The 24,755-nt window shown below is 65.9% G+C and carries 28 protein-coding genes; 13 read left to right on the top strand and 15 right to left on the bottom strand.

Translation table 11 applies throughout. From position 1 onward, the window contains the following. Positions 1–32: 32 nt before the first annotated feature. On the top strand, positions 33–230 hold the full coding sequence (locus AC1Q7F_RS02860) for a hypothetical protein (RefSeq protein ID WP_492503594.1): 198 nt from the start codon (positions 33–35) through the stop codon (positions 228–230). After that, positions 172–501, top strand: a complete 330-nt coding sequence (locus AC1Q7F_RS02855; protein ID WP_492503592.1) for a type II toxin-antitoxin system RelE/ParE family toxin — start codon at positions 172–174, stop codon at positions 499–501. The genes AC1Q7F_RS02860 and AC1Q7F_RS02855 overlap by 59 nt, the downstream gene beginning before the upstream one ends. Positions 502–520: 19 nt before the next feature. On the opposite strand, the gene AC1Q7F_RS02850 is transcribed toward AC1Q7F_RS02855, so the two are convergent. After that, positions 521–721 (bottom strand): hypothetical protein, encoded by a 201-nt coding sequence (locus AC1Q7F_RS02850; RefSeq protein ID WP_492503590.1) that lies wholly within the window; start codon positions 719–721, stop codon positions 521–523. 125 nt (positions 722–846) lie between these two features. On the opposite strand from AC1Q7F_RS02850, the gene AC1Q7F_RS02845 reads away from it, so the two are divergent. From AC1Q7F_RS02845 to AC1Q7F_RS02830, 4 genes are read left to right on the top strand one after another with little or no spacing between them, the layout of a single operon-like run. Beyond that, the gene (locus AC1Q7F_RS02845) at positions 847–2,391 is read left to right on the top strand and encodes an AbgT family transporter (RefSeq protein ID WP_492503589.1); all 1,545 of its coding nucleotides are present in this window, start codon (positions 847–849) and stop codon (positions 2,389–2,391) included. Further along, positions 2,391–3,410 (top strand): ligase-associated DNA damage response exonuclease, encoded by a 1,020-nt coding sequence (locus AC1Q7F_RS02840; RefSeq protein ID WP_492503587.1) that lies wholly within the window; start codon positions 2,391–2,393, stop codon positions 3,408–3,410. The genes AC1Q7F_RS02845 and AC1Q7F_RS02840 overlap by 1 nt, the downstream gene beginning before the upstream one ends. Further along, positions 3,410–5,032: a cisplatin damage response ATP-dependent DNA ligase gene (locus AC1Q7F_RS02835; protein ID WP_492503585.1), complete on the top strand. Its 1,623-nt coding sequence runs from the start codon at positions 3,410–3,412 to the stop codon at positions 5,030–5,032. Before AC1Q7F_RS02840 ends, AC1Q7F_RS02835 begins: the two co-directional genes overlap by 1 nt. Further along, entirely contained in the window at positions 5,029–5,328 is a 300-nt protein-coding gene (locus AC1Q7F_RS02830; RefSeq protein WP_492503583.1) for a hypothetical protein, read from the top strand. Before AC1Q7F_RS02835 ends, AC1Q7F_RS02830 begins: the two co-directional genes overlap by 4 nt. A 34-nt stretch (positions 5,329–5,362) precedes the next feature. Here the strand turns inward: AC1Q7F_RS02830 and AC1Q7F_RS02825 are convergent, their stop codons facing one another. From AC1Q7F_RS02825 to AC1Q7F_RS02815, 3 genes are all read right to left on the bottom strand, one after another. After that, positions 5,363–6,328 carry a glycosyltransferase family 2 protein gene (locus AC1Q7F_RS02825; protein WP_492503581.1) on the bottom strand — a complete coding sequence of 322 codons (966 nt, stop codon included), beginning with the start codon at positions 6,326–6,328 and terminating at the stop codon, positions 5,363–5,365. A 114-nt stretch (positions 6,329–6,442) separates the two neighbouring features. Beyond that, on the bottom strand, positions 6,443–6,676 hold the full coding sequence (locus AC1Q7F_RS02820; RefSeq protein ID WP_492503579.1) for a hypothetical protein: 234 nt from the start codon (positions 6,674–6,676) through the stop codon (positions 6,443–6,445). Between the two features lie 76 nt (positions 6,677–6,752). Continuing rightward, positions 6,753–8,369, bottom strand: coding sequence for a hypothetical protein (locus AC1Q7F_RS02815; RefSeq protein WP_492503577.1), 1,617 nt, complete (start codon positions 8,367–8,369; stop codon positions 6,753–6,755). Between the two features lie 202 nt (positions 8,370–8,571). Between AC1Q7F_RS02815 and AC1Q7F_RS02810 the strand changes: the two genes are divergently transcribed. From AC1Q7F_RS02810 to AC1Q7F_RS02795, 4 genes are all read left to right on the top strand, one after another. Further along, positions 8,572–9,132: a hypothetical protein gene (locus AC1Q7F_RS02810; protein ID WP_492503575.1), complete on the top strand. Its 561-nt coding sequence runs from the start codon at positions 8,572–8,574 to the stop codon at positions 9,130–9,132. Positions 9,133–9,229: 97 nt separating this feature from the next. Then, on the top strand, positions 9,230–9,589 hold the full coding sequence (locus AC1Q7F_RS02805; protein WP_492503573.1) for a PepSY domain-containing protein: 360 nt from the start codon (positions 9,230–9,232) through the stop codon (positions 9,587–9,589). Next, positions 9,589–10,248: a response regulator transcription factor gene (locus tag AC1Q7F_RS02800; RefSeq protein WP_492503571.1), complete on the top strand. Its 660-nt coding sequence runs from the start codon at positions 9,589–9,591 to the stop codon at positions 10,246–10,248. The genes AC1Q7F_RS02805 and AC1Q7F_RS02800 overlap by 1 nt, the downstream gene beginning before the upstream one ends. Beyond that, positions 10,248–11,591 carry a sensor histidine kinase gene (locus AC1Q7F_RS02795; protein ID WP_492503569.1) on the top strand — a complete coding sequence of 448 codons (1,344 nt, stop codon included), beginning with the start codon at positions 10,248–10,250 and terminating at the stop codon, positions 11,589–11,591. Before AC1Q7F_RS02800 ends, AC1Q7F_RS02795 begins: the two co-directional genes overlap by 1 nt. On the opposite strand, the gene yihA is transcribed toward AC1Q7F_RS02795, so the two are convergent. The 9 genes from yihA to AC1Q7F_RS02750 all read right to left on the bottom strand — a co-directional run bounded on the left by yihA (position 11,592) and on the right by AC1Q7F_RS02750 (position 19,130). Next, entirely contained in the window at positions 11,592–12,272 is a 681-nt protein-coding gene (gene yihA / locus AC1Q7F_RS02790; RefSeq protein WP_492503567.1) for a ribosome biogenesis GTP-binding protein YihA/YsxC, read from the bottom strand. 290 nt (positions 12,273–12,562) lie between these two features. After that, positions 12,563–14,293, bottom strand: coding sequence for a membrane protein insertase YidC (gene yidC, locus AC1Q7F_RS02785; RefSeq protein ID WP_492503565.1), 1,731 nt, complete (start codon positions 14,291–14,293; stop codon positions 12,563–12,565). An 85-nt stretch (positions 14,294–14,378) separates the two neighbouring features. After that, complete coding sequence (gene yidD / locus AC1Q7F_RS02780; protein WP_492503563.1) at positions 14,379–14,648, bottom strand: membrane protein insertion efficiency factor YidD; 270 nt, start codon at positions 14,646–14,648, stop codon at positions 14,379–14,381. Continuing rightward, entirely contained in the window at positions 14,645–15,094 is a 450-nt protein-coding gene (gene rnpA, locus AC1Q7F_RS02775) for a ribonuclease P protein component (protein ID WP_492503561.1), read from the bottom strand. Before rnpA ends, yidD begins: the two co-directional genes overlap by 4 nt. A gap of 10 nt (positions 15,095–15,104) precedes the next feature. Then, positions 15,105–15,239, bottom strand: a complete 135-nt coding sequence (rpmH, locus tag AC1Q7F_RS02770) for a 50S ribosomal protein L34 (protein ID WP_492503559.1) — start codon at positions 15,237–15,239, stop codon at positions 15,105–15,107. Positions 15,240–15,352: 113 nt separating this feature from the next. After that, positions 15,353–15,760 carry a DUF2000 family protein gene (locus tag AC1Q7F_RS02765; RefSeq protein WP_492503557.1) on the bottom strand — a complete coding sequence of 136 codons (408 nt, stop codon included), beginning with the start codon at positions 15,758–15,760 and terminating at the stop codon, positions 15,353–15,355. Between the two features lie 23 nt (positions 15,761–15,783). Continuing rightward, positions 15,784–16,653, bottom strand: coding sequence for an AraC family transcriptional regulator (locus tag AC1Q7F_RS02760; protein WP_492503555.1), 870 nt, complete (start codon positions 16,651–16,653; stop codon positions 15,784–15,786). A 25-nt stretch (positions 16,654–16,678) separates the two neighbouring features. Further along, positions 16,679–18,073 (bottom strand): phosphoglucomutase/phosphomannomutase PgmG, encoded by a 1,395-nt coding sequence (gene pgmG, locus AC1Q7F_RS02755; protein WP_492503553.1) that lies wholly within the window; start codon positions 18,071–18,073, stop codon positions 16,679–16,681. A 169-nt stretch (positions 18,074–18,242) separates the two neighbouring features. Beyond that, positions 18,243–19,130 carry an AraC family transcriptional regulator gene (locus tag AC1Q7F_RS02750; RefSeq protein WP_492503551.1) on the bottom strand — a complete coding sequence of 296 codons (888 nt, stop codon included), beginning with the start codon at positions 19,128–19,130 and terminating at the stop codon, positions 18,243–18,245. 171 nt (positions 19,131–19,301) lie between these two features. Here AC1Q7F_RS02750 and AC1Q7F_RS02745 point away from each other — a divergent pair, with 171 nt between their 5' ends. Then, positions 19,302–20,051 (top strand): SDR family NAD(P)-dependent oxidoreductase, encoded by a 750-nt coding sequence (locus AC1Q7F_RS02745; RefSeq protein WP_492503549.1) that lies wholly within the window; start codon positions 19,302–19,304, stop codon positions 20,049–20,051. 15 nt (positions 20,052–20,066) lie between these two features. Here the strand turns inward: AC1Q7F_RS02745 and AC1Q7F_RS02740 are convergent, their stop codons facing one another. After that, positions 20,067–21,410: a UDP-glucose dehydrogenase family protein gene (locus tag AC1Q7F_RS02740; protein WP_492503547.1), complete on the bottom strand. Its 1,344-nt coding sequence runs from the start codon at positions 21,408–21,410 to the stop codon at positions 20,067–20,069. Positions 21,411–21,503: 93 nt separating this feature from the next. Beyond that, positions 21,504–22,385 carry a sterol desaturase family protein gene (locus AC1Q7F_RS02735; protein WP_492503545.1) on the bottom strand — a complete coding sequence of 294 codons (882 nt, stop codon included), beginning with the start codon at positions 22,383–22,385 and terminating at the stop codon, positions 21,504–21,506. A gap of 102 nt (positions 22,386–22,487) precedes the next feature. Between AC1Q7F_RS02735 and AC1Q7F_RS02730 the strand changes: the two genes are divergently transcribed. Together AC1Q7F_RS02730 and AC1Q7F_RS02725 are read left to right on the top strand one after the other, a co-directional pair. Further along, the gene (locus tag AC1Q7F_RS02730) at positions 22,488–23,456 is read left to right on the top strand and encodes a patatin-like phospholipase family protein (protein ID WP_492503543.1); all 969 of its coding nucleotides are present in this window, start codon (positions 22,488–22,490) and stop codon (positions 23,454–23,456) included. A 107-nt stretch (positions 23,457–23,563) separates the two neighbouring features. After that, complete coding sequence (locus tag AC1Q7F_RS02725) at positions 23,564–24,445, top strand: AraC family transcriptional regulator (protein ID WP_492503541.1); 882 nt, start codon at positions 23,564–23,566, stop codon at positions 24,443–24,445. Positions 24,446–24,755 lie beyond the last annotated feature (310 nt).

The raw sequence follows: 24,755 nt of genomic DNA, 5'->3' as shown, positions 1-24,755 counted from the left end.
CTAGGACTGCACCGGGTGCGATAGTCGCGGTCATGGAACAGGCGGGCTCCATCTTCGATGACGTGGACGAGGTGCGTAAGGCCCGCGCCATCGAAGAGGCACGCGCCGACGTGGCCGCCGGGCGGGTTGTGCCGCACGCGGTGGTGGGCCCCTGGCTGCTGAAACTGGCCGATGCCCTGGAACGGGGCGAACCTTTGCCACCCACACCCCGATCCGGTGTGCCAAGGTGACCCTGGTCACCTGGACCTAAACCGCCATCGACGACCTGCAGGCCCATGCGGCCCATATCGCGCAGTTCAATCCCTATGCCGCCAGCCGCATCGTCCGGCCCTCTTCACCGCCGGCAACAGCCTCCCCCCCTTTCCCAAGCGTGGCAAGGCGCGGCCCGATGGCACACGGGAACTGGCGGTCGTGCATCCCTATATCCTGGTCAACGATGCGGCAGACGGCGAGGATGTCCGCATTCTGCGCGTCTGGCACGGGGCGCAGGATCGGGGATAGCGCAGACAAAAGCGCGCCCTCAAACCAGGATATTCAACACCGTGCCGCGCACGCCCGTGGCCAGGGGCTGGTTCACGCCCAGCGGCTGTGCCGTCAGACCGGCCTTGGCAGCCTCCTCCTGCGCCCGCTCAAAGGGCGATTGGTTGCCCTTGGCGGGGTCCAGGCCGCGCTTGGCCAGCGCCACGTCGGCGCAGCTTTCGCAGCGATATCCGTTGACCATTTCCATGGGTCCAGCATGACACGGAAGGGCGCTTTTGTCATGAACACCCCCTCGCCCGGTCTGCCCGCATGCACTATCTTCGCCAGCGACGTCCGATAAACGGGCGCATCGCAAAAGAGGCAAAAATGGCAGTTTCGGACATTGAGGCAAAAGCGGGCGGCGGCATTCTGGGGGTGATTGAACGGGTGGGGAACCGGTTGCCGGACCCGGCGACCCTGTTCCTGATCGCCATCATTATTCTTGTGGCGCTGTCGGCCATCCTGTCGGGCATGGGCGTGTCGGCCATCCATCCCGGTACCGGCAAGGAACTGGCGGCCACCAATCTTCTGTCGGCGGATTATATCCGCCGCTTCCTGACCGACCTGCCCACCATCTTCGCCAGCTTCCCGCCGCTGGCGGTGGTGCTGCTGTGCGTGATGGGCGTGGGCGTGGCGGAAAAGACCGGGTTGATTGGCGTCTCGCTGGGGGCCCTGGTGCGCGCCGTGCCGAAAAGCCTGCTGACCCTGATCGTGGTCTTTGCCGGGGTGCAGTCCAGCATGGCCACCGATGCCGGCTATGTCGTGCTGATCCCGCTGGCCGGCATGCTGTTCCACACATCCGGCCGCCATCCCATCGCCGGCATCGCGGCGGCCTTTGCCGGGGTGTCAGGGGGCTTTTCCTCCAACCTGCTGGTCACCTCGCTGGACCCGCTGTTGAGCGGGATCAGCCAGGCCGCCGCCCGCCTGGTCGATCCGAATTACGAGGTTCTCGCCACTTCCAACTGGTACCTGATGGCAGCCTTCGTGCCGCTGTTCACCCTCATTGGTACCATTGTCACCGAATGGCTGATCGAACCGCGTCTGATGCGCACGGCCCCGGTCGCTGCCGGCCTGACCGTCAATGTCGACACCATCAGCGCCGAACAGCAGACGAACGAGAAGCGTGGCCTGCGCTTCGCCGGTCTGGCGCTGCTGGCCATCGCGGGTCTGTTCGGCGTGGCCGTGGTGCCGGACGGCGCCATCCTGCGCGATGCCAATGGCACCGTGGAACCGTTCCTGCGCGGCATTGTGGCGGTTTTGTTCATCAGCTTCCTGACCATCGGCATCGCCTATGGCATCGGCGCGCGCATCATCCGCAATGACCGCGACGTGGTGAAGATGATGAGCCAGTCCATGTCCGACATGGGTGGCTATATCGTGCTGGCCTTCTGCTGTGCCGTCTTCATCGCCCTGTTCGGCTGGTCCAACCTGGGCGGCATCCTGGCCGTGAATGGGGCGGCCTTCCTGAAGGAGGCGGGGTTCACCGGCCTGCCGCTGCTGGTGGCCATCATCATCGTCTCGGCCCTGATCAATATCCTGATCGGCAGTGCATCGGCCAAATGGGCCATCCTGGGGCCGGTGATGGTGCCGATGCTGATGCTGCTGGGCATCACGCCGGAGGCGACGCAGGCCGCCTATCGCGTGGGGGACAGTTTCACTAACCCGATCACGCCGCTGCTGCCCTATTTCCCGCTGATCCTGATCATGTGCAAACGTTATGTGCCGACCTTCGGCATCGGGTCGCTGCTGGCCACCATGCTGCCGCTGGCCGTCTGGATGGGTGTCGGTGCGGTCGCCCTGTTCAGTGGCTGGTATATGCTGGGGCTGCCGCTGGGGCCGGGGTCCTTCGTCCATATGCCGGCGGGGTCCTGATGATCCCCGCACCCGACAGCTGGGTCACCCCCTGCCCGCCCGAACGCGGCGGTGGTCTGTGGGTGGAACCGGGCGGCTTCCATGTCGATCCGACCCGGCCTGTCGATCGCGCGGTGATCACCCATGGCCATTCCGACCATGCACGGCCAGGGCATGCACATGTCTTGGCCACGTCCGGCACGCTCGCCATCATGCGGGCGCGCTTGGGTGACGGGGCGGGGCTGTCGCAGCAGCCTTTGCCCTACCGCCAGCCGATCCGTATCGGGGAGGTGACGGTGAGGCTCGTTCCCGCCGGTCATGTCCTGGGGTCCGCACAGGTGGTGATGGAATGGCGGGGTAGCCGAATGGTGGTGTCGGGCGATTACAAGCGCCGCTTTGATCCCACCTGCGATCCCTTTGAGCCCGTGACCTGCGACGCCTTCATCACCGAGGCCACCTTTGGCCTGCCCGTCTTCCGGCATCCGCCGGTGGAAGGAGAGATCGCCCGCCTGCTGCACACGCTGTCGGTGTTTCCCGAACGCACCATCGTTGTCGGCTGCTATGCCCTGGGCAAGTGCCAGCGGCTGATCGCTGAACTGCGCCGGGCCGGTTATGACCAGCCGCTCTATCTGCATGGCGCGCACCTGCCGCTGTGCGCATTGTATGAGGAGCAAGGCGTGGCGCTGGGCGACTTGCGCCCCGCGACCGTCACCGATGCCTCTGCAATGCGCGGCGGCATCGTGCTGGCCCCGCCATCGGCCATGGCCGACAAATGGCTGCGCCGGATGCCGGACCCGTTGCCGGCCTATGCGTCGGGCTGGATGCGGGTTCGCGCCCGCGCCCGCCAGCATGGCATCGAATTGCCGCTGATCGTGTCCGACCATGCCGATTGGGACGAGTTGTGCCAGACGGTGAAGGACGTGGCACCGAGTGAGCTGTGGGTCACCCATGGCAGTGAGGAGGCGCTGGTCCATTGGGCCACGACGCAGGGGGTGAAGGCCAAGCCCCTGCATCTGGTCGGTTTCGGGGAGGAGGAGTGATGCAGCGTTTCGCCGCCCTGCTCGACGCCCTGGCCTATATGCCGTCGCGCAATGGCAAGCTGCGCCTGATCGCCGATTACCTGGACCATGCGCCCGATCCCGATCGGGGCTATGGGCTGGCCGCCCTGACCGGCGACCTGTCCTTCACGGCCGCCAAAGCCGGGATGATCAAGGAACTGGTGGCGACCCGCGTGGACCCGGCCCTGTTCGGCTGGTCCTATGATTTTGTCGGCGATCTGGCCGAAACCGTGGCCCTGATCTGGCCTGCCCCGCCCGGTATCAACCACCCGCCGCCGGGTTTGGCAGAGGTGGTGGAGGGCCTCGCCACCGCCAGGCGTGGCGCTGTACCCACCCTGCTGGAAGGTTGGCTAGACACACTGGACGCCACGGGCCGCTGGGCCCTGCTGAAACTGATCACCGGCGGCTTGCGCATCGGCGTGTCGGCCCGCATGGCCAAGACCGCCCTGGTCGACTGGGCCACGGCCCGGGGCGCTGAGGCCAGCGTCGAACAGGTGGAGGAGCTGTGGCACGGCCTCACCCCGCCCTATGCCCCCCTGTTCGACTGGCTGACGGGCAGGGCGGAGAAGCCGGGCGTGGCCAATACGGGCGGTTTCCGCCCCATGATGCTGGCCCACCCGCTGGAAGAAAGCGACATCCAGGCCCTGAACCAAGCCGATTACCGGGCTGAATGGAAATGGGACGGTATCCGGGTGCAACTGGTGGCGCGCGGCACACCCGACAATGCGCGTATCTACAGCCGCACCGGGGATGAAATCGCGGGCACCTTCCCCGATGTGGCGGCCCATATGGGCTTCCACGCTGTGCTGGACGGGGAGTTGCTGGTGGCCCGTGAGGGCCGCGTCGCCCCCTTCAATGATTTGCAGCAGCGCCTGAACCGCAAGCGGGTCACCGCCCCCATGCTGCGCGACTTCCCCGCCTGGGTGCGGCTTTACGATATGCTGTTCGACGGGGATGAGGATCTGCGGCCCTTGCCCTTCGATGAACGCCGCCGCCGGCTGGAGGACTGGTTCGCCCGTACGCGGCCGCCCTGCATGGACCTGTCCCCCCTGGTCGCCTTCACCGACTGGGACCATCTGACCCACCTGCGCCTGTCGGCCCGCGACGCGGGGGTGGAGGATGGGGCCATTGAGGGGCTGATGCTGAAGCGCGGCGACAGCCCCTATATTGGCGGCCGGCCCAAGGGTCCCTGGTTCAAATGGAAACGCGGACCGTTGACGGCGGATTGCGTGCTGATGTACGCCCAGCGCGGGCATGGCAAGCGGTCCAGCTTCTACAGCGATTACACGTTCGGCGCTTGGCGTGGGGAGCCGAATGCGGGCGGGGAGCTTGTGCCGGTCGGCAAGGCCTATTTCGGCTTCACCGACGTGGAACTGGTGGAGATCGACCGCTGGGTGCGCAACCATACCACCAACCGTTTCGGTCCCGTGCGGGAGGTGGCGCCCGGCCTGGTGTTCGAGGTGGCGTTCGACAGCGTCCACCGCTCCACCCGGCATAAGAGCGGCATCGCCATGCGCTTTCCCCGCATCGCGCGGCTGCGCTGGGACAAGCCGGCGGCAGAGGCCGACCGGCTGGAGATTTTGGAAAGGATGATGGGGACATGAAGCTGAAACGGGCCTATTCGGCCGAGCCCATATCGGATGAAACGGGCCGCCGCCTGAAGATGGGGCGCAACCGCACCCGCCTGATCGGCTTCATCGCCGCCTGTGCCGGCGCGCTGACGATCCCTCTGTGGATCGCCGGCATCGGCATGGGCTATTTCAAGCTAGAAGACAAGACCGTCACCGTCTTCCCCAAGCTGATGAGCGAGGAGGACGCCAAGGCCGACGCCAAGCGGATCGAAGAGGAACGCGCTGCCTTCCGCGAGAAGAAGGCGGCTGACGAAGCCGCAAAGAATTAGGGCGGGTCCGTTTTCCGAACCCGCCCTGCTTTGCTTACTTCAAAAACCCGCTGTCATAATCCGGCGAGGGGATTTCCAGATAGCGCAGGCGCTTCATCTCCCGCCGGCCCCGCGTTACCGTGTCCAGGATCAGGCCGCAGGTCAGCGACAGGAAGGACAGCAGGCCCAGGCCCGTGGCCAGCACGGCCGTGGGCAGGCGCGGCACCTGCCCCGTCTCGTAATAGGTGATGAACAGCGGCACGGCGATGATGATGGAAACCAGCGCCAGCAGCACCGACACCAGCCCGAAGGACTGCATCGGCCGCTCCTCCTTGATCAGCTTGCCGATCATCCACAGGATGCGGAACCCGTCGCGGAAGGTGGACAGCTTGGAGACCGAACCCGGGGCCCGGTCCTTGTAGGGCGTTTCCACCTCGCCCAGCGGCATGCTCATTTCCAGCGCATGCACCACCAGTTCCGTCTCGATCTCGAACCCGCCGGCCAGGACCGGGAAGCTTTTCACGAAACGGCGGGAGAAGACGCGGTAGCCGGACAGCAGATCATCGGTACGCTTGCCGAACACCATGGTGACCAGGGTGGTCAGCATGACATTGCCCAGCCGGTGGCCAGCACGGTAGGTCTCCCAGTCGGTGACGCGCGCGCCATTCACCATGTCCAGCTTCTCATCCAGAAGCTTGGCCACCAGCTTGCCGGCACTGGGCGCGTGATAGGTGTCGTCGCCATCGACCATCACATAGACGTCAGCTTCGATGTCGGCGAACATGCGGCGCACGACATTGCCCTTACCCTGCAACGGCTCCCGCCGGACCACGGCCCCGGCGGCCAGGGCGATCTCCGAGGTGCGATCCTTGGAGTTGTTGTCATAGACATAGATGGTGGCCGTGGGAAGGGCGGCCTTGAAGTCGCGCACGACGGCTTCAATGGACGCTTCCTCGTTATAGCAAGGCACCAGCACGGCAATGCGCGGGGCGGCCTGGATCACGTTTTCGGTCAGGGACATGGGATGATCGGGTCCGATTGGACAAAGGTTGGATGACAGACAGATAACACGAACAATCCGCGAAAGCTGCGGCGGAAACGCGGCGCTTTCATGTCCGTCGGTCTGGCGGGAATGTCAGAGCAGCTTGACCAGGGCGGCGGTCAGCGCGACCTGGCCGATCATCATCGGCAACAGCCACTTCAGCAGATCAGCCTTGAACTCCGCCAGTTCGGCCTTCAGGAAATTCTTGGTCACCAGATCGTCACGATCCGTCTCCCGACTGTCGCGCAGGACGTCGGTCACCACTTCGGCCTGTATGTCGGTGAAGCCGGCCTCTTTCAGCCGCTTCACCACGCGATGCGTATCCATGACCATCTGCATAGAATGCCACCCGACCTGCACTCTGACAATGTAGCGCAGGTGGGCGCTGCATCCAAGTGCAGGATCACTTATTGGTTGGCATAACCGTGATCTTTTGCAACCGACACAGCATAATCGGTTCATCCAGGTTGGACGTCACCAGCCCGCAATCGTCCATGTCGGCGGCCAGCCCGTAATGGGGAAGGATATGGTCGGCCGTCCAGACCTCCCAATGCGCCACCAGCCAGAAGATGTCGCCCTGGTGCGCGTCGATGCGGCCATGCATGGCGCGGTTCAGCAGGATGTCGCCATGGTCGGGATGGATGAAATAGCTGTGGATGCGCAGGAACGGCACATTCTTCGGGAAGCCGTAGGCCAGGAAGCTGGTCGGCGCATAGCCGGTCTGGATCACGATGGTATTGTCGGGATTGGGCAGATCGGGGATCGACACCTCCACGAACTTTTCCGAAAACGGCATGCGGGCCCAGGTGCCGGGCCGGGCGGTCACGGTGACCAAGGCCAGCAGGGCCAGGATGGCGATTCCCGCCACCCGGCGCGGCACGGGCCATAGGGCGATGGCGGCCACCACCACCAGCGGCGCCATCATCTCCAGCGGGATCAGGTAGCGATAGATGGCGAACAGCTTCAGCCAGGCCAGATAGGTCAGCGCACCTGCCGCCAGCAGATACAGAGCCGGGCGGAACGGCACCAGCGCGTCGCGCCTGGCGCCAAACCGCCCGGCCAGTGCCAGAACCGGGGTCAGCAGCAGGACCACGACCATCACCGGCACGCGCAGGTCGGTGAAGATGATCTCCCCCACCTTCTTGGGATCGACGGTCCAGGTGTAGGGAAAGATCAGGTTCTCCCAGAACCCGTGAGGCAGGAACTTGTCGTCGCGATAGGCCTCCGGCACGCCCCAGGGCGATTTGAAGACATCGTTGAAATAGGGGAACAGCGGGTTCTGGTACGTCGTCCACAGATGCCACATCCAATGGCCGGAGAAGATCGCCATGCCGGCGATGACGCCGATACCAAAGAAAAACGACAGGAACATCCGCCGCCAGAAGGTCCCCGCCACCGCCAGGAAGGCAAAGCACAGGCCCACCGCATAGGGCAGCGTCGGCTGCTTCAGCCCCACGGCGGACCCCACCAGCAGCCCGGCGATGAACACAATGGGAAAGGCCACCTTGGGCGCCCCACCCCAGACATCATCGGCGCGCGCCATGACCAGCCAGGCACTGCCCAGCACGAACAGGCTGATGACATTGTCATAGAAGGTGGTGCCCAACAGACCCATCTGGCCGGCGCCTGAGAAGCAGACCAGCGCCAGGGCCACCGCCGCCAGGGCCCGTGCACGGGCCCCCAGCACCGGCAGCAACAGCCAGGCGATCCCCGTCAGCGGCACCAGGTTCATCCCCTGCACCCAGGACAGGATGAAGGACACCGCGCGGGCCGGCAGGAACTGCGCCAGCCAATAGACCGGCAGGTCGAGGGTGGGGTTGTAGAAGCTGGCCACCTGCGCCGGCGCCACATCCTGCACCAGCTCCCTTCCTTCCAGGAAGGCCATGGCATTGTACCAATGGTAATTGCGCAGGTCCCAGTTCCCATCCTGGCCCAGGGTCAGCGAGTAGAAGGCGACCAGCAGCGGCAGGACGGCCAGCAGCGCCACGATCAGGGTACGGGAAGACAGACTTCGGGACATGGCGGGCCGGGATGGTGGTTAAGCTGTCCCGGTGATAAGCCCGCATCCGGGCGCAATCAAGGCGGGTTACGCAGCCCTTTCCTGAACGCGGGCTGAACAGCCCCTTCAGATCGCGTTCAGGTTCGCCGCGCTAGGGTCGCGAATGACGGCGGGCCCCCTTCATCGGGCCGGCCGCTTACCGACCCTGACAGGAGTTTTTTTCATGGCCCGCATCCAAGCGACCAGCCCGTTCGACGGCGGCTATCGTTTCACCCAGACCAATGGCGCCATCACCGCCATCCAGGAGATGGAGAAGGGTCGCTGGCAGAACGAGAAGATCGGCCGCCATGAAAGCTGGTCGGTCACCCAGGACGGCATCGTCAAGACCGAGACGGACCGAGACGGCACCGAGGTCACGCTCTATACCGACAGCAATGGCGATGGCGTGTTCTTCGAGGCCTATAGCTGGAGCCGCCCCATCGCCGGGTCGCCGGACGATGTCTACCGCTTCGGCTTCGCCAGAGACGGCCGCGTCACATCGATCCAGGAATGGGACGATGGCCGGTGGGAGACGGAGCGTCCCGACCGCAACGAGACCTGGCAGTTGCAGGATGGTCTGGTGGTGAAGACGGAGGTGGAGAAGGGCCGCGTCGAATGGACCGTCTTTGCCGACAGCAACAATGACGGCACCTGGACCGAACTGGCCGAGGGCCAGGGCAATCTGGACCTGGTGGGCATCAAGGGGCTACTGGCCGGGCTGACCGCCGACGGCCTGGCATATTGACCCCCGCACCCCGGCGACGGCATGTCGTCGCCGGGGTTTTCCCGCCCGCGGCCGCGCGGTACCATCCGTTCCCCACCATCGGAGCCCTCCCCCGCCCATGCGCCTGTTTCTGCTGTTGCCCCTTTGCCTGATGCTGGCGCTGGCCGGCACGCCGCATGTCTGGGCGGATGATGACGACGACGATGATGATGACCGCACCGACCATGAGCGCGCCCGCGCCGCGCTGGAGCGGGGCGAGATCATGTCGCTGCGCGACATCATGGGAATGGCGGAAGCGGCGTTCCCCGGCCGGCTGCTGGAGGTGGAACTGGAGACCAAGCATGGGCGCTTCGTCTATGATATCGAAATCCTGGCCGCCGACGGGCGGCTGATCGAACTTCTATATGACGCTGCCGACGGCAAGCTGCTGAAGGCCAAGGGGGCCGGCAAGGACCTGCTGAAGGGGGAGACGCGCTGATGCGCATCCTGGTGGCCGAAGATGACGCCAACCTGCGCCGACAGCTGATCCAGGCGCTGAACGAAGCCGGCTATGTGGCCGATGCCGCGCCCGACGGGGTGGAGGCCGCCTTCCTGGGGGAGACCGAGCCTTATGACGCCATCATCCTGGATCTGGGCCTACCCGGCCGCGATGGGCTGTCCGTGCTACGCGGCTGGCGGGTGGCGGGCAGGACCATGCCCGTCCTGATCCTGACAGCACGCGGCACTTGGCAGGAAAAGGTGGAGGGCATGGATGCCGGGGCCGACGATTACCTGGCCAAGCCATTCCGGATGGAGGAATTGCTGGCAAGGCTCCGCGCCCTGATCCGCCGGGCCGGCGGGCAGGCATCCCCGGCCCTGACCTGCGGCCCCGTCAGCCTGGACACGCGCACCGGCCGCGTCACCGTATCGGGACAGCCCATCACCCTGACCGCCCATGAACAGCGGGTCATGTCCTATCTGATGCACCATCAGGGCCGCGTCATCTCCCGCACGGAACTGACCGAGCATGTCTATGCCCAGGATTTCGACCGCGACAGCAACACGATCGAAGTGTTCATCGGCCGGCTGCGGCGCAAGCTGGGGGTGGGCGTGATCCATACCGAGCGGGGCCTGGGTTACCGGATGGACTCCGTCTGATGCGGCGCGGGTCACTGGGGCTGCGCCTGCTGGCCCTGGCCGCCATCTGGGTGACGCTGGCCCTGGCGGCTGCCGGCTGGCTGCTGACCGACATTTTCCGCAAGCATGCGGAGGCCGAAATGGCCCGCCATGCCGAATTGCATCTGGACGAGCTGACCGTGGCGCTGCGGCCGGGCCCCGATGGCCGTGTGGAGATGCCGCGCGACCTGTCCGATCCGCGATTCCAGCGCCCCCTGTCGGGCCTTTACTGGCAGGTCGGGGATGAACGCGGCGTGGCCTTGCGCTCCCGCTCGCTCTGGGATCAGCAGTTGCGTCCCGAAGGCCCGCTTCCCGATGATGGGGCCCTGCACCGGCGCATGGCCACGGGACCGGAGGGGGAGCCGCTGCTGGTCTGGTCGCGCCGCGTGCGCCTGCCGGATTCGGAAAGCCCTGTGGATGTCTCAGTCGCCGCCACGACAGCGGAGCTGGCGGCTTCCACCCGGCGGTTCGCCGAAGTGCTGGCTTTGTCGCTGGGCATCCTGGCGCTGGGCCTGCTGACGGCGGCCCTGGCGCAGGTACGGCTGGGCCTGGTGCCGCTGGACCGGCTGCGCCGGGCGCTGGCCGATCTACGCGCCGGCCGATCCACCCGCCTGCTCGGCGCCTTCCCGTCGGAGATACAGCCGCTGGCCGATGATCTGAACCAGCTTCTGGCCGACAATGCGGACATGGTGGAACGCGCCCGCACCCAGGCCGGCAACCTGGCCCATGCCCTGAAGACCCCGCTGACCATCATCGCCAACAGCGCCGGCAGCCTGTCGGACGTCACCGAATCGGCCCTGATCCAGGCGGAGGCGCAGCGCATGCGCCGGCAGATCGACCGCCACCTGACCCGTGCCCGTGCCGCCGCCATGGCCAAGGGGGCCGGCCTGCGCACGCCGGTACTGGGCACCTTGAACCCGCTGGCCCGCACCATCGCCCGCCTGCACCCCGACCGCGACATCACGGTGGTGCTGGATGGCGACGAAGCCCTGGCCTTCCGGGGGGAGGCGCAGGACCTGGCGGAGATGGCGGGGAACCTGCTGGACAATGCCGCCAAATGGTGTCGCAGCCAAGTGAAGGTGGCCGTGAACATGAAGGGACCCGATCACGTACGCATCGCGATAAGCGATGACGGGCCGGGCATCCCGGCAGCCGAACGCGCCGCCGCCCTGTCGCGGGGCGTACGCCTGGACGAAGCGGTGCCGGGTACCGGCCTGGGCCTAGCCATCGTCGACGATCTGGCCCGGCTCTATGGCGGGGAACTGGTGCTGGAGGAAGCGCCAGGGGGCGGGCTGCTGGCGGTGCTGCTGCTGCCCCGAGGTTGATCAGGCCAGCGGCACCGGCTCCGCCAGACGCGTCAGGAACGCGCGCAGTTCGGGGATGCCCAGGCCGGTTTCCGATGAGGTGGCCAGCACCTCCGGATGGGCGGCACCGTGGGTCTTCAGGGCCCCCGCCACCTGCTCGCGGATCTTCTCCACGGCACCGGGCCGCAGCGTGTCGGCCTTGGTCAGCACGATCTGATAGCCGACGGCTGTCTGGTCCATCATCTTCATGATGTCGATATCGTGCGGCTTCAGGCCATGGCGGGCATCGACCAGCACCAGCGAGCGCTTCAGGGTGACGCGGCCGCGCAGGTAGGCCTTGATGAAATCGACCCAGGCGGCCGACCGCTCCTTCGACACCTGGGCATAGCCGTAACCCGGCATATCCACCATGACCAGCCGCTGGCCCAGGTTGAAGAAATTCAGCTGCTGGGTGCGGCCCGGCGTCTGGCTGGTACGGGCCAGGGTCTTGCGGCCGGTCAGGGCATTGACCAGCGACGACTTGCCCACGTTCGACCGGCCGGCGAAGCACACTTCCGGCAGCACGGCCTCCGGCAGGGTGGTCGCGGCCTCAGCGCCCCAGAAGAAGTCGCATTCCTTGGCAAACAGCAGGCGCCCGGCCTCGATCTCCGCTTCGGACAGGTCGCCCATGAGGGAGGGGGTGATGGTCAGCGGCTTGGCCATGGGAACAACTCCTTACTTATACCTCGCGCCCTCAAGCGCCGGGCGCCGCCATCCGGCGGCTTGGCTCACGCCGCATGTGCGGCGGGCCGGCAGTCGCCGGCCTCTAACGGCAAGATGCCGTTGGTATGAAACGAAGGAACGCCCCCGGACCTTAGCCGGGGGCGTTCCTTCCAAACAAAACACAGACCGACTTTAAACCTGCCCCCAGGCCGGCGACCGCCGGCCCGCGGGCTCGTGCCCGCGTGAGCCAAGGCGGCGGAGCCGCCGCCCGGCGCCTGAGGGAACAAGCATCAAGTGGCCTTCACACCCATGCGGCGCATGATGAACCATTGCTGGGCGATGGACAGCAGGTTCGACCAGGTCCAGTAGATCACCAGGCCGGCCGGGAAGCTGGCCATCATGTAGGTGAAGACGAACGGCAGCAACATCATCACCCGCTGCTGCACCGGGTCCGGATTGGCCGGGTTCATCTTCTGCTGCAAATACATGGTCACGCCCATCAGCAGCGGCCAGACGCCGATATGCAGGAAGGTGGGCGGCGCCCAGGGGATCAGGCCGAACAGGTTGAACAGGTTCGTCGGATCGACGGCCGACAGGTCATGGATCCAGCCATAGAACGGCGCGTGGCGCATTTCGATGGTGACGTACAGCACCTTGTACAAGGCGAAGAACACGGGGATCTGCAAAAGGATGGGCAGGCAGCCGGCCAGCGGATTGGCCTTTTCCTCCCGGTACAGCTTCATGGTTTCCATGGACAGCTGTTCGCGGTTGTCGCCATACTTCTTCTTCAGCTCCTCCATCTTCGGCTGCAGCTTCTTCATCTTCGCAAATGCTTCGTACTGCTTGTTCGCGATGGGGAAGAAGGCCAGGCGCAGGAAGACGGTGAAGACCAGGATGGCGATGCCGAAATTGCCGATGGTGCGGCCCAGCCAGTCCAGGCCGTGGAAGAACGGCTTGGTCAGGAAATAGAACCAGCCCCAGTCCACGGCGTAGTCCAGGCTGTCGATTCCCAGCTTGTCGTTATAATCATTCAGCAGGCCGACGATCTTGGCGCCCGCGAACAGGCGATGGCTGGTCTCCGAGGACGCGCCCGCCGCGACGGTCACGGCCGGGGCCTTGTAATCGATCTGATAGACGTCGGTGGCGCCGCTATGCTGATGCAGGACGCGCATGTCGGTCTTCAGCGACTGATCCGGGATCAGGCCGACCAGCCAGTATTTGTCGGTGATGCCGATCCAGCCGCCGGTGCTGGACAGGTCGATGATTTTCCCGTCTTCCTTGAGGTCGGCGTACTTGTATTCCTTCAAGGTGCCATCGACGATGGCCAGCGGGCCTTCATGCAGGACGTAGGTGCCCTCCACCTTCGGCATGCCACGGCGCTGCACGAAGCCATAGGGGCTGAGTGCGACGGGTGCCCCCGTCTCGTTGCGCACGCGCTGCGTCACCGTGAACATGTAATTGGTATCGATAGCGAAGGTGCGCTCGAACACCAGGCCGGCGCCATTGTTCCAGGACAGGGTCACCGGGCTGTCGGGCGTCAGCGGGCCGCCGCTGGCCGCCCAGACCGTATCAGCCTTGGGCACGGCGACACTGTCGCCGGCATTGGCGGCAACCCAGCCGAACTCGGCGTAATAGGGATGCTCGGTGCCCACCGGCGCCAGCAGCACGACCTCCGGACTGTTCCAGTCCGGGGTGGTCTTGTACTTGGCGAGCGTCAGGTCATCGACACGGCCGCCGCGCAGGTTGATGGAACCGTGCAGGCTGGGGGTGGTGATGGCCACGCGGCCCGTCTCCGCCAGCACCGCGGTGCGGTCGCGCACCGCGGGCACGCCGCCGTCGGCGCCGATGCCGGGCGTGGCGCCGGGGATGGCCGGCGGCGCCTGCGTCACCTGCAGCGCCTGCTGGCGCTGGGCTTCCGCCTGCAGGGCCATCTGGCGCGGGCGTTCGTAGAAATAGTGGAACCCGAACAGGATCGCGATGGAGATCACGATGGTCAGGACAAGGTTCTTCTGATCGGTCATGGGTGCTTGGTCCAGGTTCCGCCGAATTCAATGGCCCGTTACATACCGGGGAGCGCCCGGTTGGTCACATGAAAACGGCGGGCGTTCAATGCCCGCCGCAACATTTCTCATTGCGCGCATGACCATGACGCGCGGGCGGCACGGGATCATACCCGTCCCCGCCCCAGGGATGGCAGCGCCCCAGGCGCCGCAATATCAGCCATCCGCCCCGCAAAGCTCCATGCGCCGCCAGGGCTTCCAGCGCGTAATGTGAGCATGAGGGGTGAAATCGGCACCGCGGCGGTCCCATCATCGGCCGCACGACCCACCGGTAGAAAAGCACAAGAGCCCGGAGCAGCCAGGCCGCCGGGCTCATGCTTCGTCAACCTTGACCGGGGGATTGACCGGGGGCGATAACGGCACCGATTCGGCCGCCGCCGGCTTTGCGGCCTTCCAGACCTTCAGTCGCTTCAGCGCCTGGGTCAGGTCGGCCTTCAGGTCGGCATAGGGCCGGCGCACCGTTTCCGCCCGCGCAATCAGCACCAGATCGTGCCCGGGGGCGGCATTGGGCGCCAGCACCTCGGCCAACGCCGCGCGCAGACGACGGCGGGCGCGGTTGCGTTCAACAGCCCCCCCCACCTTCTTGCTGGCTGTCAGGCCGATTCGGACCGCCGGCTCCCCGGCGTTGGGGTGCTGCCGCTCATCATGGGCGCGGACCTGAACGATCAGGCCCGGCGTGGCCCATTTGCGACGGGCGCCCGCGACAGCCAGGAATTCCGGCCGTCTGGTCAGGCGCCCCACCTTCGCTTTGGGGGGCGCCATGCCGGTATCCTCAGGCGCTCAGCTTCTTCCGGCCCTGGGCGCGGCGGCTGTTGATGATGTTACGGCCGGCAGCAGTGGCCATGCGGGCGCGGAAACCATGACGGCGGGCGCGCACGATCTTGGAGGGCTGAAAAGGACGCTTCACGGTACTTACTCCGGGATTGGATACTGAATTCGAAAACGAAGCGTGGCTTATAGTGGCGATGGGCCGATGAGTCAACCACGCTCGGGGACGCAGCCTGCAACCCAGGCACGCCGTCAGGGATGCAGCACCAGGCCCTTGGTGGCCTTCTCCACGCCCTTCCTGGGGCCGCGCAACCCGATGCCGACCCAGTCGGGCGCCGCCGGATCTTCGGCCAGGAAGCAGGCGCGGTTGTCCGCATCGTTGCCGGTGCGGAACATGCCCGCCACATAGGGTACCGTCAACAGCCCGCGTTCGCGTGCCACCCTTGCCGCCTGCGCCAGCCCTTCGCTGCCCGCCTGGAACACCAGCATGGGCTGGCCCAGCATGCGGCCATATTCCAGGCCGGCTGCATCAAGATAAGGCTCGCCCAGCGCGTCGGGCGCGCCGGCCGCGATGCCGCTGGCCAGGAAGGCGGCCACGTTCAGGCGCTGCCAGGGCAGAAGATCGTCGCGGATGATCAGGGCGACCTTGGTGTCGAACATCATGTCCCTCCGGTGATGGAGGGTCATGATGCGGACGCCACCCCGTCGCCGTCTGGAACATTTGTGCAGATCTGGCGGTATGCCGCTGGTGTGGTGCCATAGGCGCGGCGGAACCAGCGGCCCAGATGGCTCTGATCGGCAAACCCCACCGATGCCGCCACGTCGGCCGGCGCCTGCCCCGCCGCCAGCAGCGCCTTGGCCCGCTTCAGCCGCAATTGCACCAGATAGGCGTGCGGGGAGCGGCCGAACGCCTCGCGGAACTGCCGGTGCAGGCGGAACCGGTCGGTGCCGGCCAGACCTGCCAGTTCCTCCAGTCCGATATCATCGGCCATATGCTCATGCAGTGCGTCGCGCGCCACCCGTGCCGCCCGATGCGGGCGTAAGGTGGGATGTGGTTCCTGCCGCCACAACTCGGGCTGCCACAGCCGGCCCAGCAGCCGGTCCAGCGCCAGATCACGCGCCAGCCGCCCCTCCCGCCCATGCAGGGCGCGGAAGGCGGCGGCGATGTCGTGGCAAAGCCCCGCATCCGCCCATAGCGTCTGGCGGAAGCCCAGGGGTGCCAACGGCCCGGACAAGGCATCGCGGCGCGCCTGCACCCAGGGCAGCGGCAGATACAGCATCTGATAGGTGAAGCCCGTCGGCTCCGGACTGTGGCCATCATGGGGCTGGCCGGGTTCGATCAGGATGGCGCGGCCCGGGGTGCTGACCACCTGCTGGCGGCCACAGCGAAAGGACTGCACGCCCTGTTCGGTGACGCCCAGCAGCAATTCGTCATGGTCGTGCATGTCATAGGCATGGCCCGTGAAATGGGCCCGGATGCTCTCGATCCCCGTGCCGGAATCCCGCCGCAACTGGGCCCAGTCGCGGCCATGGGCGGGGGATGGGGCATTCATGTCGCCATCCCCCGCCCGGCACGCATCAGAAATCAGCCGGCGCTGCGATGCCGCTCTTGGCGAGCTGGCCCTTGATGGTGGCCTTCAGGCGTTCCAGCCCATCGGGGCTGAAGGCCTCGGCGCGGGCCACCAGTACGTCCTGGGTGTTGGACGCGCGCAGCAGCCACCAGCCATCGGCATTCTTCACGCGCACGCCGTCGATATCGTTGACCTCCGCCCCTTCGGCTGCGGCGTCTTCCTTGGCGCGGGCCTTGATCTCGTCCACGGCGGCGAACTTGCGCTCCTCGCTGACCTGGAAACGGATTTCCGGGGTGTTCAGCACCTCGGGCAGCTCGTCACGCAAGACCGACAGCTTGCCATGACGCGACACCAGTCCCAGCAGGCGGACACCGCAATAGAGCGCATCGTCGAAACCGTAATATTTGTCGGCGAAGAAGATGTGGCCCGACATCTCGCCGGCCAGCGGGCTGTTGGTCTCCGCCATCTTGGCCTTCAGCAGCGAATGGCCGGTCTTCCACATCAGCGGCTTGCCGCCCAGCTTGGCGATCTGGTCGAACAGCGTCTGGCTGGCCTTGACGTCGGCGATGATGGTGGCACCCGGATGTTCCTTCAGCACATCCTTGGAATAGATGGCCACCAGCTGGTCGCCCCAGACGATGCGGCCCTTCTCATCCACGGCACCGATACGGTCGGCGTCGCCGTCAAACGCGATGCCCAGGTCGGCCTTGAGTTCGGCGACCTTGTGGATGATGTCCTCAAGGTTCTCCGGGATGGTCGGGTCGGGATGGTGGTTGGGGAAATTGCCGTCGATATCATCGAACAGCAGCGTGTGCTTGCCCGGCAGCTTCTTGACCAGACGGCGCAGGATCTCGCCGGCGGCACCATTGCCATTGTCCCAGACGACGTTCAGGTCGTTCGTGCCGTCATAATCCTGGGCCAGCCGGTCGACATATTCGTCCTGGATATCCAGCGTCTCCTCGCTGCCCGTACCGGTGGCGAAATCGCCGGCCGCCGCGATCTTGCCGATCTCCAGGATCTGGCTGCCATAGAACGGCGCCTTGCCCAGCATCATCTTGAAGCCGTTATAGTCGGGCGGGTTGTGCGAGCCGGTGATCATCACGCCGCCATCCAGCTTCAGATGGCGAGTGGTGAAATACAGCATGGGCGTCGGGCCCAGGCCGATGCGCACCACATGCAGGCCGGTGGATTTCAGCCCCTCGACGGCGGCTGCCTCCAGGTCGGGCGAGGACAGGCGGCCATCATAGCCGATGGCCACCTTCTTGCCCCCGGCGCGCACCACCATGGTGCCGAATCCGCGGCCGATGGCGCGCGCATCGTCGGTGGTCAGCGTCTTTCCGATGATGCCGCGGATATCGTATTCGCGCAGGACCGTGGGGTGGAAATTATGCGCCAGGGTCATGATTCCGTCACCTGAACAAGGGTTGGTTAAGAGGTTTATGGGCGCAGCAAAGCACAAGCCGCGACCGCCCGCCAGCTTGTTGAACGGCCCGGACGGGGTAGCCTGGATCAACACGCACAGGTAGTGGCGCTCCCGGCATTACCGACCGCAGCCCAGCTCCCAAAACGCTTTATGCTGCGACCATGTTCCTTACCACCTCCGTTTCCCGTGCCGGCGGCAGACCGAACATGCGGCGATATTCACGCGTGAACTGCGACACGCTTTCATAGCCCACGGCAAAGGCGGCACTGCTGACCGTCACGCCATCGGCCAGCATGCGCCGCCGCGCCTCGATCAGGCGCAACTGCTTCTGGAACTGCAGGGGCGACAGCGAGGTGACGGTGCGGAAATGCTGATGGAACGACGAAGGGCTCATCCCCGCCACCGCCGCCAGCCTTTCCACCCGCAGCGGCTGGGCATAGTCGGCCCGCAGCAGCGCCACCGCACGGGCCACGCGGCCGGCATGGCTGTCGGGCCAGCCCAGGCGGCGGATCGCCTCCCCATGCCGGCTGGACAACAGCCAGTAATGCAGCTCCCGCACCAGGGGTGCATGCAGCACGGGCACCGACGCCGGCCGGTCCAGCAGCCGCATCAGGCGCAGGGCCACCTCCGCCACCTCGCCATCCGTGGGGTCGACACGAACGGGTCCGCCGTCCCCCTCCCCCGCTTCCCCCATCTGCGCCGCCAGTTCGGCGATGATGGCCATGTCCAGGTCCAGGACCAGGGACATGTAGGGCGCTGCCGCACTGGCCGTCGTGATCTGGCTGACGATGGGCACATCGGCAGTGATGAGTAAACTGTCGCCGGCACCGAAACTGAAGGTTTGCGCGCCCATCGTCACCTGCTTGGTCCCCTGCAGGACCAGACAGACGATCGGATGCTGGACGGCATGGACCAGCCCGCTGGGCGTGGTGGACCGGATGGTGGTCAGGCCGGCGATGGGGGTTCGGGCGATGCCGGTCTGATCGGCATGCGCCTCCACATAGCGCCGGACGGTCTGGAGAAGGGCGTCACTCATGGCCCGATCCTGCGCCATTCATCCCGATCGCGCAATTTCAGATTTGGAGGATTAGGCAAATAACACCCAGGTTCCGGCAACGACGCGAACCGGGGTGCGGGCTTATAAAGCCTTCATCGGCAACCGGGGCGGACCACAGCAGAAAGCCCCACGAAATGAAGGAGTTGCATCATGATCACGTTGATCACCGGCGCCAGCCGCGGCCTGGGCCGCAATACCGCGCTCGCCATCGCCGGCCAGGGCGGCGACGTCATCATCACCTATCACAGCCGCGGCGATGAGGCGGAAAAGGTTGTTGCGGAGATCGAAGCACTGGGCCGCAAGGCCGTCGCCCTGCAGCTCGATGTCGGGGCCGCCGCCACCTTCCCCGCCTTCGCCGAACGGCTGCGCGGGGCACTGCGCGAGACCTGGGGCCGGGACAGTTTCGACCATCTGGTCAACAATGCCGGCCATGGCGACCATGCCCTGATCGCGGAGACCACCGAGGCGCAGTTTGACAAGCTGGTCGATGTGCATTTCAAGGGCCCGTTCTTCCTGACCCAGGCGTTGCTGGGCCTGATCGCCGATGGCGGGCGCATCGTCAACCTGTCGTCGGGCCTGACGCGGGTGTCGGCGCCCGGCTGGGGCGCCTATGCCGCCGTGAAGGGGGCGATGGAGACGCTGACACTCTACATGGCCAAGGAACTGGGCGGCCGCGGCATCGCCGTCAACATCGTGGCCCCGGGCGCCATCGAGACCGATTTCTTCGGCGGGGCCGTGCGCGACACGCCGGAATTCAACAAGTTCTTCGCCGACATGACGGCGCTGGGCCGGGTTGGTGTGCCCGACGATATCGGCCCGATGATCGCGTCCCTGCTCTCCCCCGCCAACCGCTGGGTCACCGCACAGCGGATCGAGGTGTCGGGCGGTCAGGGGATTTGAGGGGGCGATGCCCCCTCAATGCGCCTCGCCCTTGGTCTTCTTCACCCGGCCCGGCCGGCCGACGCTGTGATAGGCGAAGCCGGCCATCTCCGCATCCTCCGGATTGAAAATGTTGCGCAAATCGACCAGCACCGGCGCCTTCATCAGTTTCAGCACGCGGGACAGGTTCAGCATGCGGAATTCGTTCCATTCCGTCAGGACCAGGGCGCAGTCGGCCCCATCCAGGGCGGCATAGGTATCCGCCGCCCATTCCACACCCGGCAGCAGCCGGCCCGCCTCATGCATGCCGGCCGGATCATAGGCCGCCACCGTGGCACCGGCCGCCTGCAAAGCCGGGATGATGTCCAGCGCCGGGGCGTCGCGCATATCGTCGGTATTGGGCTTGAAGGTCACGCCCAGCACACCGATGCGCTTGCCCGTCACCGACCCGCCGCAGGCGGCGACCACACGGGTTGCCATGGCTTTCTTGCGCTTGTCGTTGATGTCGACGACGGTTTCGATGATGCGCAGGGGGGAACCGTGATCCTGTGCCGTCTTCACCAGGGCGAGTGTGTCCTTGGGGAAGCAGGAGCCGCCATAGCCGGGACCGGGATGCAGGAACTTCTTGCCGATGCGGTTATCCAGGCCGATGCCCTTGGCCACGTCATGCACATCGGCCCCCACCTTCTCGCACAGGTCCGCCACCTCGTTGATGAAGGTGATCTTGGCGGCCAGGAAGGTGTTGGCGGCGTACTTGATCAGTTCCGACGTCTCCAGGCTGGTGAAGACCATCGGCGTCTCGATCAGGAACAGCGGGCGATACAGCGCCCGCATCACCTGGCGCGCCCGGTCGCTGTCGGTGCCGATCACCACGCGGTCGGGGCGCATGAAATCCTCGATGGCCGAACCCTCGCGCAGGAATTCCGGGTTGGACGCCACGTCGAAATCCGCCTCGGGCCTTGTCTTGCGGATGATGCGCGCCACCTCGCGGCCGGTACCCACCGGCACCGTGCTCTTGGTGACGATGACGGTGTAATCGTCGGGGTCGAGTGCCGCCGCGATCTCCGCCGCCGCCGCATAGACATAGGACAGGTCGGCATGGCCGTCGCCGCGCCTAGAGGGCGTACCCACCGCGATGAACACGGCGTCTGCCCCGGCCACGGCACTGGGCAGATCGGTGGTGAAGGACAGGCGCCCGGCCTTGGCGTTCTTTTCCACCAGGGCTTCCAGGCCGGGTTCATAGATGGGGATCTCCCCCCGCAGCAGCCGGTCGATCTTGCCCTGGTCCTTATCGACGCAGACCGTGTCCACGCCGAATTCGGAAAAACAGGCACCTGAAACGAGACCGACATAGCCGGTGCCGATGACGGCGATGCGCATCGGGAATCCCCCTACGAGAACAAAGCCTTCACGCCATAGCACAAACGACGCCGCATGGTCTTGCGTCCATGTGACGGTTCGATGATGGAGATGTTACGCCACCTTCTTCTTGTTGAAGAAGTCGCGCCGGGCCCAGGCGCGGAACGGATAGGCCAGCTGGCCCAGGAAACTGTCGGGCACGACATCCTTGCAGCCGATATCGACCGGCGGCTTGCGGTCGGACGGCAGGTGGCGGGTGCCGAACACCATGTCCCAGAGGATGAAATTCTCCCCATAGTTCACGTTGCCCTCTACGGGATCGCGGTTATGGTGCCAGCGATGCAGTTCCGGTGTGGAGAATACCCAGTTCAGCGGGCCGCAGCGCATGTCCACGTTACAATGGGTCAGGAAACCCACATAGGTGGTGATGGCCAGCACCCAGACGATGACATCCTTGGGCGCGCCGGCCAGCCCGGCGATGGTCAGCGCGAACGCCGTCTTCCACATACTGTCCAGGAAATGGAAGCGGCCGGTATTGACGATCCACAGCTTGGTGACGCTGTGATGGATGGCGTGCCAGTGCCAGATGGCGCGGAATTCGTGGGATGTGCGGTGCGCCCAATAGAGCCCGAATTCACCCAGGATCATGGCCAGCAGCACCTGGGCGGCCAGCGGCCAGTCGCCGGGCCAGAAACCCGACGCCGATGCCGGCCCCGCCTGTGCCAGCCCCAGCATGGCAACCGACGCGGCGACCACCTGACCCAGCCCCTTGTTCAGCACCGTGTGCGCGATGTCGTTCAGGAGCTGCCCGTCGCTCTTCATCCATTCCCGCTCGTACGGCATCACCCGTTCCAGGACCAGCAGCGCTACGGCCAGGCCGAAATAGGTCGCGTTGAAGGCCAGCACGGGATGGCCCACCTGCGTGCCGTACCAATAGCCGGCGATGCATATGGCCACCAGCAGCGGCCATAGCAGATGGGCGATCACGGCGCGCATCGATCTTCCTTTTGGCAAATTCCCATGGATGTATTGCCGTTTCGGCCGGGGTCGCGCAAGGTTCCGCGCGGTCGCAGGCAAAGTAAAGCAGGTTCAGGCAGCATGAAGATCGGTTTGGCATTGGGCAGCGGGGCGGCGCGCGGCTGGGCGCATGTCGGCGTGCTGCGCGCGTTCGCGGAATTCGGGCTGAAGCCCGACGTCATCGCCGGCACCTCGGTCGGCGCCCTGGTGGGGGCCGCCTATCTGACCGACCTGCTGGACGAGTTGCAGGAATATGCCCAGGGTTTCGGCATGCTGGACGCGCTGAAGCTGCTGGACGTCACCTTCTCGCGCGGCGGGCTGGTCAGCGTGGAGAAGGCCTATGAGCGGTTCCGCAATGAGCGAACCGACGTGCCCATCGAGTCGCTGCCCATCCCCTTCGCCGCCGTCGCCACCGACCTGTCGACGGGCAAGGAGGTCTGGCTGCGCGAGGGGCATTTGCTGGACGTGGTGCGTGCATCCGCCGCCATCCCCGGCATGTTCCCCGCCGTGCCGCATCAGAACATGTGGCTGGCCGATGGCGCCCTGGTGAATCCGGTGCCGGTGTCGCTGTGCCGGGCCTTAGGCGCCGAGGTGGTGATCGCCATCAACCTGAATGGCGACCTGTCGCAGATGCCGCGCCTGTCCAAGGCGCAGCTGGGCCCCGTCAATGTCTCCCTGCCCGAACATCCTGTGGATGTGGAGACGGAACCCGCCCCGGCACCGCGCCCCGTGCCCAAGCCGCTGGCCAAGCTGGCCGCCAAGCTGACGGAGGTGGGGGAGACGGCACGGCACCATTTCCACACCCATTTCACCAAGCCGCCGCGTGCTCCCGCCCCCGGCATCCTGGAGGTGATGGCCAGTTCCATCGACATCATGCAGGACCGCATCACCCGGTCGCGCCTGGCGGGGGAGCCGCCCGACGTGCTGATCACGCCCCGCATCGGCCATATCGGCATTCTGGAATTCGAGCGGGCGGAAGAACTGATCCAGCTGGGCTACACCGCCGCCATCGCCATGCGGCCGGCGGTGGAACTGGCCATGGTGCGATAGCGGCCCTGCAAAACCGCAAGATCGGTCGAGCGGGCGACAATGGACGCACGCTAGGGTCTGACGGGTCAGGGCCAGGTGGCCCTGACCCCCTACCCCAAAGGACCCCCATGACGCCGGCGCTTCAACGTCACCAGGCCCGGATGCAGCGGGTGCTGGATCATATCGACCAGCATCTGGATGAAGACCTTGATCTGGAGCGGTTGAGCGGCATCGCCGCCTACTCGAAATTCCATTTCCACCGGCAATTCACGGCCAGTTTCGGCCTGTCGCTGCACCGCTATATCCAGCTGAGCCGCCTGAAACGCGCCTCCTTCCGGCTGGCCTATCGCGCGGGGGACAGCGTGACGGCGATTGCCCTGGATGCGGGGTACGAGGCGCCGGACGCCTTCGCCCGCGCCTTCCGGCAACGGTTCCGGCAATCCCCTTCCGACTTCCGCAAATCGCCCGACTGGCAACCCTGGCTGGATGCCTTCGACCCGCTCGACCATGCACGGAGCCTGCTGATGCACCAAAGTTTCACGCCCGCCGACGTGACGATCCGCGACGTGCCGCCCACGCCCGTCGCCATCATCGAACATCGCGGCGACCCGGCCACCCTGGGCGCCAGCATCCAGCGCTTCATCGCCTGGCGTCGCGCCCACGGGCTGCATCCCGGCAACAGCCAGACCTTCAATGTCTGGCATTCCGAACGCCGACCGGACAACCCCGCCGATTACCATGTCGACCTGTGCGTCGGCACCGACCGCCCGATCCCGCCCGACGATCCGGCGGTCAAGCCCGGCCTGATCCCCGGCGGCCGCTGTGCCGTCCTGCGCGTCATGGGCCACACCCACAACCTCGAACCCGCCGCCCTCTACCTCTACCGCGACTGGCTCCCCGCCAGCGGCGAAGAAACCCGCGACTTCCCGCTCTACTGCCAGCGCCTGCGGTTCTTCCCGGAAGTACCGGAGCATGAGGCGGTGGCGGAGGTGTTTTTGCCGTTGCGGTAGAGTGGAAAGTGGGGGCCGGAACCGGACAGGCGGGTTTTCGCGCTTGGGGTATCGTTTCCGGACATTCCCGCCCGCCCTGCCGCCGTCACTTTCTATATCTCGGTCGTCTCCACCAGTTGCAGCGCATCTTCAACATCGACGCCCAGACCAAGATCGAGGCGTGGCGGCGGGCCTACACCCGTCCTCACACATCCCTGGGGTACCAGACGCCCGCCGAATTTGCTTCATCGGTCGGGGTTAACCCCGGCCGATGAAGCCGCGAGACTCTCAGTCCAACTGGTGTCGTTTCCGGGTCAGTGTCAATAAACCA

The sequence above is a fragment of the Niveispirillum sp. GW835-FHT14G11 genome (assembly GCF_058793615.1).
The sequence above is the reverse complement of the archived record's forward strand: the minus strand, read 5'-3'. Positions and strand labels throughout refer to the sequence as shown.

Bases quoted from the DNA above. Each gene is read 5' to 3' on its own strand.
- AC1Q7F_RS02860 (WP_492503594.1), top strand. From the start codon at position 33: ATGGAACAGGCGGGCTCCATCTTCGATGACGTGGACGAGGTGCGTAAG.
- AC1Q7F_RS02855 (WP_492503592.1), top strand. From the start codon at position 172: ATGCCCTGGAACGGGGCGAACCTTTGCCACCCACACCCCGATCCGGTG.
- AC1Q7F_RS02850 (WP_492503590.1), bottom strand. From the start codon at position 721: ATGGTCAACGGATATCGCTGCGAAAGCTGCGCCGACGTGGCGCTGGCC.
- AC1Q7F_RS02845 (WP_492503589.1), top strand. From the start codon at position 847: ATGGCAGTTTCGGACATTGAGGCAAAAGCGGGCGGCGGCATTCTGGGG.
- AC1Q7F_RS02840 (WP_492503587.1), top strand. From the start codon at position 2,391: ATGATCCCCGCACCCGACAGCTGGGTCACCCCCTGCCCGCCCGAACGC.
- AC1Q7F_RS02835 (WP_492503585.1), top strand. From the start codon at position 3,410: ATGCAGCGTTTCGCCGCCCTGCTCGACGCCCTGGCCTATATGCCGTCG.
- AC1Q7F_RS02830 (WP_492503583.1), top strand. From the start codon at position 5,029: ATGAAGCTGAAACGGGCCTATTCGGCCGAGCCCATATCGGATGAAACG.
- AC1Q7F_RS02825 (WP_492503581.1), bottom strand. From the start codon at position 6,328: ATGTCCCTGACCGAAAACGTGATCCAGGCCGCCCCGCGCATTGCCGTG.
- AC1Q7F_RS02820 (WP_492503579.1), bottom strand. From the start codon at position 6,676: ATGGATACGCATCGCGTGGTGAAGCGGCTGAAAGAGGCCGGCTTCACC.
- AC1Q7F_RS02815 (WP_492503577.1), bottom strand. From the start codon at position 8,369: ATGTCCCGAAGTCTGTCTTCCCGTACCCTGATCGTGGCGCTGCTGGCC.
- AC1Q7F_RS02810 (WP_492503575.1), top strand. From the start codon at position 8,572: ATGGCCCGCATCCAAGCGACCAGCCCGTTCGACGGCGGCTATCGTTTC.
- AC1Q7F_RS02805 (WP_492503573.1), top strand. From the start codon at position 9,230: ATGCGCCTGTTTCTGCTGTTGCCCCTTTGCCTGATGCTGGCGCTGGCC.
- AC1Q7F_RS02800 (WP_492503571.1), top strand. From the start codon at position 9,589: ATGCGCATCCTGGTGGCCGAAGATGACGCCAACCTGCGCCGACAGCTG.
- AC1Q7F_RS02795 (WP_492503569.1), top strand. From the start codon at position 10,248: ATGCGGCGCGGGTCACTGGGGCTGCGCCTGCTGGCCCTGGCCGCCATC.
- yihA (WP_492503567.1), bottom strand. From the start codon at position 12,272: ATGGCCAAGCCGCTGACCATCACCCCCTCCCTCATGGGCGACCTGTCC.
- yidC (WP_492503565.1), bottom strand. From the start codon at position 14,293: ATGACCGATCAGAAGAACCTTGTCCTGACCATCGTGATCTCCATCGCG.
- yidD (WP_492503563.1), bottom strand. From the start codon at position 14,648: ATGAGCCCGGCGGCCTGGCTGCTCCGGGCTCTTGTGCTTTTCTACCGG.
- rnpA (WP_492503561.1), bottom strand. From the start codon at position 15,094: ATGGCGCCCCCCAAAGCGAAGGTGGGGCGCCTGACCAGACGGCCGGAA.
- AC1Q7F_RS02765 (WP_492503557.1), bottom strand. From the start codon at position 15,760: ATGTTCGACACCAAGGTCGCCCTGATCATCCGCGACGATCTTCTGCCC.
- AC1Q7F_RS02760 (WP_492503555.1), bottom strand. From the start codon at position 16,653: ATGAATGCCCCATCCCCCGCCCATGGCCGCGACTGGGCCCAGTTGCGG.
- pgmG (WP_492503553.1), bottom strand. From the start codon at position 18,073: ATGACCCTGGCGCATAATTTCCACCCCACGGTCCTGCGCGAATACGAT.
- AC1Q7F_RS02750 (WP_492503551.1), bottom strand. From the start codon at position 19,130: ATGAGTGACGCCCTTCTCCAGACCGTCCGGCGCTATGTGGAGGCGCAT.
- AC1Q7F_RS02745 (WP_492503549.1), top strand. From the start codon at position 19,302: ATGATCACGTTGATCACCGGCGCCAGCCGCGGCCTGGGCCGCAATACC.
- AC1Q7F_RS02740 (WP_492503547.1), bottom strand. From the start codon at position 21,410: ATGCGCATCGCCGTCATCGGCACCGGCTATGTCGGTCTCGTTTCAGGT.
- AC1Q7F_RS02735 (WP_492503545.1), bottom strand. From the start codon at position 22,385: ATGCGCGCCGTGATCGCCCATCTGCTATGGCCGCTGCTGGTGGCCATA.
- AC1Q7F_RS02730 (WP_492503543.1), top strand. From the start codon at position 22,488: ATGAAGATCGGTTTGGCATTGGGCAGCGGGGCGGCGCGCGGCTGGGCG.
- AC1Q7F_RS02725 (WP_492503541.1), top strand. From the start codon at position 23,564: ATGACGCCGGCGCTTCAACGTCACCAGGCCCGGATGCAGCGGGTGCTG.